This window comes from Pseudomonas sp. OV226 (assembly GCF_003148705.1).
Classification (GTDB): domain Bacteria; phylum Pseudomonadota; class Gammaproteobacteria; order Pseudomonadales; family Pseudomonadaceae; genus Aquipseudomonas.
Genome location: NZ_QGGS01000013.1, coordinates 149,992 through 155,991, shown reverse-complemented (window position 1 = coordinate 155,991; position 6,000 = coordinate 149,992). Strand labels below are relative to the sequence as shown.

Genomic DNA, 6,000 nt, shown 5'->3' with positions numbered 1-6,000 from the left:
AAGTGCGAGTTCGACGGGTCCTGGCAGTTGTGCATTTTGTTGTTGATGGCGACGATGATCGCGTCTTCCAGTTTGGTGGTGTAGTAGTGCTCTTGGGTACCTTGAGCCGAAGTGCGGTACCACTGGATAACGATTTCGCTCATGCGCTCGCCGGAAGTCAGTGCGGCTTGCAGCAGTGGCGAGGCTTTGTCGTAGACCTTGGTGATGACCACTGGCTTGTGAACGCGCTGACCGGTTGGCTGGCCGGATTGCGGGTCACGCGGGATGATCACGTCGTGGCTGAAAGCCTGAACCATGACCTGGTCTTCGTGGCCTTCCTGGTAGGTGTTGCCAACCGAGTCGGCAGTGAATGCGCCGGCGGTGATCAGACCTTGTTTTTCGCCCATGACGGACATGTACGCTGGTGTAGCCATGGATGTGCTCCTTGCTAAAAGTTAAGGGTGCCCGGGAGGCGGTATCGCCCGGTGGGTACCTGACTGTTATCAAGGTTCATGCCATGGATTTATTTATCTATATAAATCAGCGAGTTGATTAGAATTTTCGCTAGGGAGGACGGATTTTTGAGGATGGGAGCCGCGTAAAGTGCGCAAGAAGTTGCGCAGTGGTGCGCAACTTCTTGCGCACTGGGCTAGAGGCCTTTGGTTGTAAGGTCTGTAGCGCTTTTCGAGGGTTTTAGGAGAATCAACTGCGCAACTTCTTGCGCATAATGGCTATTCGATATCTATAGCGACTTAATTCCGGACCAAGCGGTATAGGCAAGTATCGAAAGCCACCGGTACGACCGGCTTAAGAAACTCAGGTCTGGTGGGTTTCCCCATTCAAGCCTGCTCATACATTCTGACAAACTATCGTTCCATTCTCGCTCGGCACGTACCCGGACCCTACGAGCGCCGGACCTGCGTGATTCGCGCCACCGACGACACCTGGCACCGCCCCTTCACCACTCTAGAAATGGCCCACTCGCAGAGCCCGCCCGACCTTAGCGCCTGGAGTGGTCGTTGCGCCCACAAGGCCGTGGTATCTGGTTAGACTTCCCGGATTCCAAAGTGGTCCGGTGCTGAAGCTCCGATGCCAAGGCCAGCGTGCATCAACGCAACCGAACCAAGTGCGTTGAGAAAGCTGCTCCCCTGTTCTTTATAAGTTGCTCGTTTAGGAACTGGAGGCCCGGCCAGACCACTACAGAGGACGGTGAATCGAGGATGCATCATGCGTAACTACTCAATCAAGATCGCTAATACGGGCGAGATTTTCCCGCCCTCTAAGCAATTCGGCAAAGCATGGTTAGAGGCACTTGAGAAAGCTCACCGGAACACACATGGCCTTTGTCTGTGCTTGGACGATCACCATGAACGACCTGTGTCCATCAGGCGTAAGGGGCAAAACCTGCACCTAGCCCGTTTCCGCGATACGAGCCATCGCCATCACAAAAAATGCCGGTTCTACGCACCCAGCAATCAACAGAATGGACTGCAAGGGTATACCAGGGAAGCGGTTCAAGATCGCGAGGACGGCGGCTTGAGTATCCGTTTGGCACGGTCATTGACACCTCCCCGAGAGGCGGCTGGCGAGAACCCGAACCATCCCGCTGCACCCAAAGTTCGCGCTCCCGGAGAGCGCCGCAACACGATGAGTTTGGGGGCCTTGCTAGACTTGCTATGGACCGAAGCAGACCTGAACACTTGGCATGGCGACCAGCCCAGCAAGCGCTGGGATCAGAAAGTCGGTAATGCACTCCTGCGCCAGGCAGAGAGGTTTCATATCGGCCATCGGACGCTGGACGAGGCGCTGCTGCTGCCCGCGAAGAAGGACGAACACGAACATCAGCGCAACCAATCCGTGGTCAACAATGCCTACCAGAGCGGCTTACGTTTGGTGGCCATCGGGCCACTGGCTCGTTTCGATCCTGCGCGGGACGAGGAACTGTCTCAGTTGCGCCTCGGGGCTCCCTTTGGCATACCCAGGCTCCTGTTGGACGAGGCAACAAGCGTGTCGCTCCGACGCAGCTATGCCAATGAGCTTGGCGCTTGGCAGCGCGGGGACAAGGTGTACGCCATCGTCCAAATGGCACTGCAGGCCAAAAATCCGAAATCGTTCGCCGACACCGCTGATGTACTCAGTGTCAGCCTTTTACGCCTGAGCGCTCGGTTCATTCCTCTGGACTCAAGCTACGAAGGAGTGTTGGAGCAGCAGTTAGTTGACTCCGGGCGCAGCTTCACCAAGCCGATGAAGTTCGACCACGACGATTCAGTCTTTCCGGACTTCTGGCTGCTGGACATGGGGTGCGACTACCCCGTCGAAGTGTTCGGCATGAACACCCCGGAATACCTGCAGCGTAAGGTCGCCAAGTTCGACCATTACGAAAACTCCCAGAAATACCCGAAAGGTTGGTGGTACTGGGATGTATTTGAGCATGGCGAAACTCCACCGCTACCTATCCCCGAGTTGGACGGGGACCAGCTTAACTGACATAGCCGGGTCGCGAACTCAATCTGCTCCGTCCCCTTGCCGAGTTTGATTCCTATAAAAGATTCGATGGAAAGTCCTGAGCTGGTCGCAAACGGAAACCGGGCCGCCGCGTGCTACCGGTCGTCTAATGGCACTCCGATAATTCCTGTGCTAATACCCTTAACGGATAAGGAGCAAGGACATGGCTATTTACGAGGAAGTGCTGGCATGGGCAGACAGGCTGCCACCATGGCGTCAAGACGCCTTGCGGCGCCTGTGTATTCAAGGAGCCTGGAATGAAGCGGATCTTGGAGAGATTCTAGAACTTGCCAAACAACATCATGGAATCCGCAGCGCAATCGAGCCTACACCGCAGCCGATCAGGTTCGCCGCAGACCATTTTCCAACAGAGGCGAATCAGGGCAGGACTGTCGTTCTCACGTCGCTACATACGCTTCTTCATGTCGGGAAAATTCCGAGCGACCAGGCACTGGAGTTTCAGTCGCAGGGGCTCACGATCGCGTACGGTGGCAATGGCACTGGCAAGTCCGGGTATGCGCGCGTGCTGAAACAAGCGTGCCGAGCCAGGAGCCCCGGCACGGTATACGCGAATGCCTATGACCCGAACTTCCAGCGGCTTACACCGAGCGCCACCATCAACTTCGAGTTGGACGACGTCCCCGATCAGACGCTCTGGAGCGGTCAACGCGGTCACGTCCCGCGGCCCGAACTCAGAGGTATCTCCGTCTTTGATGGTGAGTGCGCGCGTCACTACCTTCAGGCAAGGGAAGCGGCAACCTTTCAGCCGGTCGCCTTAACCTACCTCCAGCAACTGGCCAATGGTCTCAATCAGGCGCTACGTCCAGGGCTACAGGCAGAAATCACTGGTCTAGCTGTAGACATTACACCGTTTAACGTCATCCCCACCGATACAGAGGCCGGCCGGACGGTGCATCCGATTAGCGCGGCCACGGATCTGACGCGGGCGCGCCAACTAGCGACGCTGACTCAGGGTGAGCAAATAGAACTCGCTCGCCTGCCTCAGGAAATCAGTGAGACTGACCCGGCGGCCAAGGCGACGAACCTGGACAACGCCGCGACGAAGGTTGATGAGTTAGCTAATAACATCGCGGCCGTCGCCAACGTCGTGTCTGATGATGCGATCAACACCACGCAGTCGGTGCATCGAAGGCTGGTGGAGGTCGAGGTGGCTGAGCTTGCCGCATCCGCCCTGCTGCAGGCGGAAGATGTCACGCAGCTGCTTCCGGGCACGGGCCAAGGCCCTTGGGCGCTTCTGTTCAACGCCGCACGCGAGTACTCGACCAGCTCGGCGTATCAGGAATAAGATTTCCCTGTCACCGACGAGGGCACAGTCTGCGTGCTCTGCCAGCAAGAGCTGAGTCCTGCCGCGAAGGATCGTTTGCAGCGCTTTGATCGGTATGTCCGAGACACGGCGTCCGAAGCTGCCCGGGACGCGCGCAACGACTGGCAACAGATTGTACGCGACGTGGGCCAGGCGATCGTCACCCTCACCGTCTCCCAAGTCATGTTGGATAACTTGGGCGGTCGAATAGCAACGCTGCCGGGCGACACCCAAACCTTCCAGGAAGAATTGCTCTCACGGCTTCAGTGGCTCAGAACAGCCGTTGCGAATGGGGACTGGCTAAACAGGCCAGCATATCGCGGCGCGAATCCGACTGCTTCGATCCGCCAGATCGCGGATATTCTGCGCGCCGAGGCAGTCGGATTGCGCGCCAACCTTGATGCGGAAGCCCTGGCAGCTAAGAGGCTTCGTCTGAAGGAATTGGAAGCACGGCGGCTGCTTTCCGTGCATATCGAAAGCGTTGCGCAAGTAATTGAGAATCTCGCCCACAGGGCGAAGCTTCAAAGCTGCCTTGAGGATATCGGCAACACGCGCCCAATTAGCTTGCTTGCTGGTCATCTCTCTAGGACGTACGTCAGCGAAGCGCTTGCCGCGAGGATGAACGATGAACTCAGTAGGCTGGATCTTTACCACATTCGGGCCGGGGTCAGTTCAACCGGTGATGCGGGATCAGTACGCCTTGGGATCCTACTTCACGAATGCCAACTCGATCCGCATCTTGTACTAAGTGAGGCAGAGCAGCGCATCTGTGCGCTCGCGAACGCCGACTGAAGCGATTCCCCCAATCCATCGTAGCCCCGCGCATACACGACCAAAGTTAGGTGCCATAGCTCTCTTCACCTCCACGAGCGATGCTAGTCCCCAGCAAATGACGAAATAGATGAAAAAGTCGAGCAGCAACGGGACAACGGCTATCGTGTAAGCCAGCGACGTGGCCAGACTCGGGGTGTACCAGGGAAGAGGAAAGCCATAGCTCATCGTCGAGGGTTCGCCATCCCAGGACGTCACGGTGCGCATGGTCACACAGGCAAACAGCATCACGGCGGAGAGCAGGCTTTTGCTGAGCCTACTCATGGCGATTCGGCAAAGGATTGGGTGAGCGTCCACGTCGTAATATCCAAGGCTAACGCGTCGACTACCGCGTCGATCATGCTGCATTCCGTCGAATCAGCGGTGATTTCAGACCACTTTAAGCTCCCTTCGCGAAGGGCACGATAGTGCGCTGTCGGTTGTCCAGGTTGTTCGAACTCGGCATCGGCCATCACGATGGTGGGGCCACCAATACTGATGGTCACCACGTCTACGATGGTTAGTTTTAGCCGAGCAGTCTTCGGGCTGGCATCACGCGCGGAAGGCATGAGTTTAAATCGCCTCTCCAACCGATCGTAGACGGCTGAATACAACAAGTTGAGCACCCCGCACGCGTCATCGGCTTCCGATAGCTGATCACCTTGAGGTGAAACACCGTACACAACGGCAGGCAGCAGCAACGTGATGTCTTGCGCGGGTACAACCGTTGGCTTCGCAAACGTGCTGTCAGCCGCAGATACTGATGGGGTGGAGATCAGTATCTGCGGCGAGCTGCAAGCCGTCAAAAATAAAATCATGGCTATCGTGATGTAAGCACTGCGCATCAAATGTCATCCCTAGGGTGTATTGCAGTGCGTAGCCACTCCGCATAGCGCCGTACATGAGCGAACTCGCTCGACGCCGCGCGAACGCAGGCGGCAGAGGTTTGCTTCAGGTCGAGGTGAATCGCTAAGCGAAGCTGGTCTTTGAACTGCTCGGAGAATTCCCCAGATTGGAGGCGCTGCAGAATGCAAACCAAGAGCTTGGTTTGGTTTGTTCGACTCAATGCGCAGTGCTTCAAACGGCGAGACATCAGGGCCCTTATCCTGCCGTGTCCATTACTTTTGGTTTCGGCTACAACGAATTCGACGCAGCAATCTATGGTCACCGATTCTTGCGCGATCATCCTGTCCGCGAGTCCTCGGAGTTCCTGCTTAGAAAATAAGGAGAACTCGGCGGGACCAACGGGAGTCCTCAGCATGTGATCTTCCAGGTTCTGATGTCTAGAGGGCCAGGGATCGGCTGGGTCGCAAAGCCATGGATTTGCGCAGTACGGTTGAGAGCAATGGAAAGGGGCTCCCCCTGCTTTAAATTCCGAATTC

General features: G+C 56.7%; 5 protein-coding genes. 3 read left to right on the top strand and 2 right to left on the bottom strand.

Annotated elements, in window-relative coordinates; genetic code table 11:
- The coding region (locus tag C7534_RS20435) for an Hcp family type VI secretion system effector (RefSeq protein WP_109786846.1) at positions 1-413 on the bottom strand (413 nt) is incomplete at its 3' end.
- 793 nt (positions 414-1,206) lie between these two features.
- Between C7534_RS20435 and C7534_RS20425 the strand changes: the two genes are divergently transcribed.
- The 3 genes from C7534_RS20425 to C7534_RS32620 all read left to right on the top strand — a co-directional run bounded on the left by C7534_RS20425 (position 1,207) and on the right by C7534_RS32620 (position 4,600).
- On the top strand, positions 1,207-2,466 hold the full coding sequence (locus tag C7534_RS20425) for a DUF1173 family protein (protein WP_109786841.1): 1,260 nt from the start codon (positions 1,207-1,209) through the stop codon (positions 2,464-2,466).
- 181 nt (positions 2,467-2,647) lie between these two features.
- The gene (locus tag C7534_RS32625) at positions 2,648-3,790 is read left to right on the top strand and encodes a hypothetical protein (protein ID WP_177412255.1); all 1,143 of its coding nucleotides are present in this window, start codon (positions 2,648-2,650) and stop codon (positions 3,788-3,790) included.
- A 33-nt stretch (positions 3,791-3,823) separates the two neighbouring features.
- Entirely contained in the window at positions 3,824-4,600 is a 777-nt protein-coding gene (locus tag C7534_RS32620) for a hypothetical protein (RefSeq protein ID WP_177412254.1), read from the top strand.
- Between the two features lie 299 nt (positions 4,601-4,899).
- Here the strand turns inward: C7534_RS32620 and C7534_RS20410 are convergent, their stop codons facing one another.
- Positions 4,900-5,463: a hypothetical protein gene (locus C7534_RS20410; RefSeq protein WP_109786839.1), complete on the bottom strand. Its 564-nt coding sequence runs from the start codon at positions 5,461-5,463 to the stop codon at positions 4,900-4,902.
- Positions 5,464-6,000: the final 537 nt, after the last annotated feature.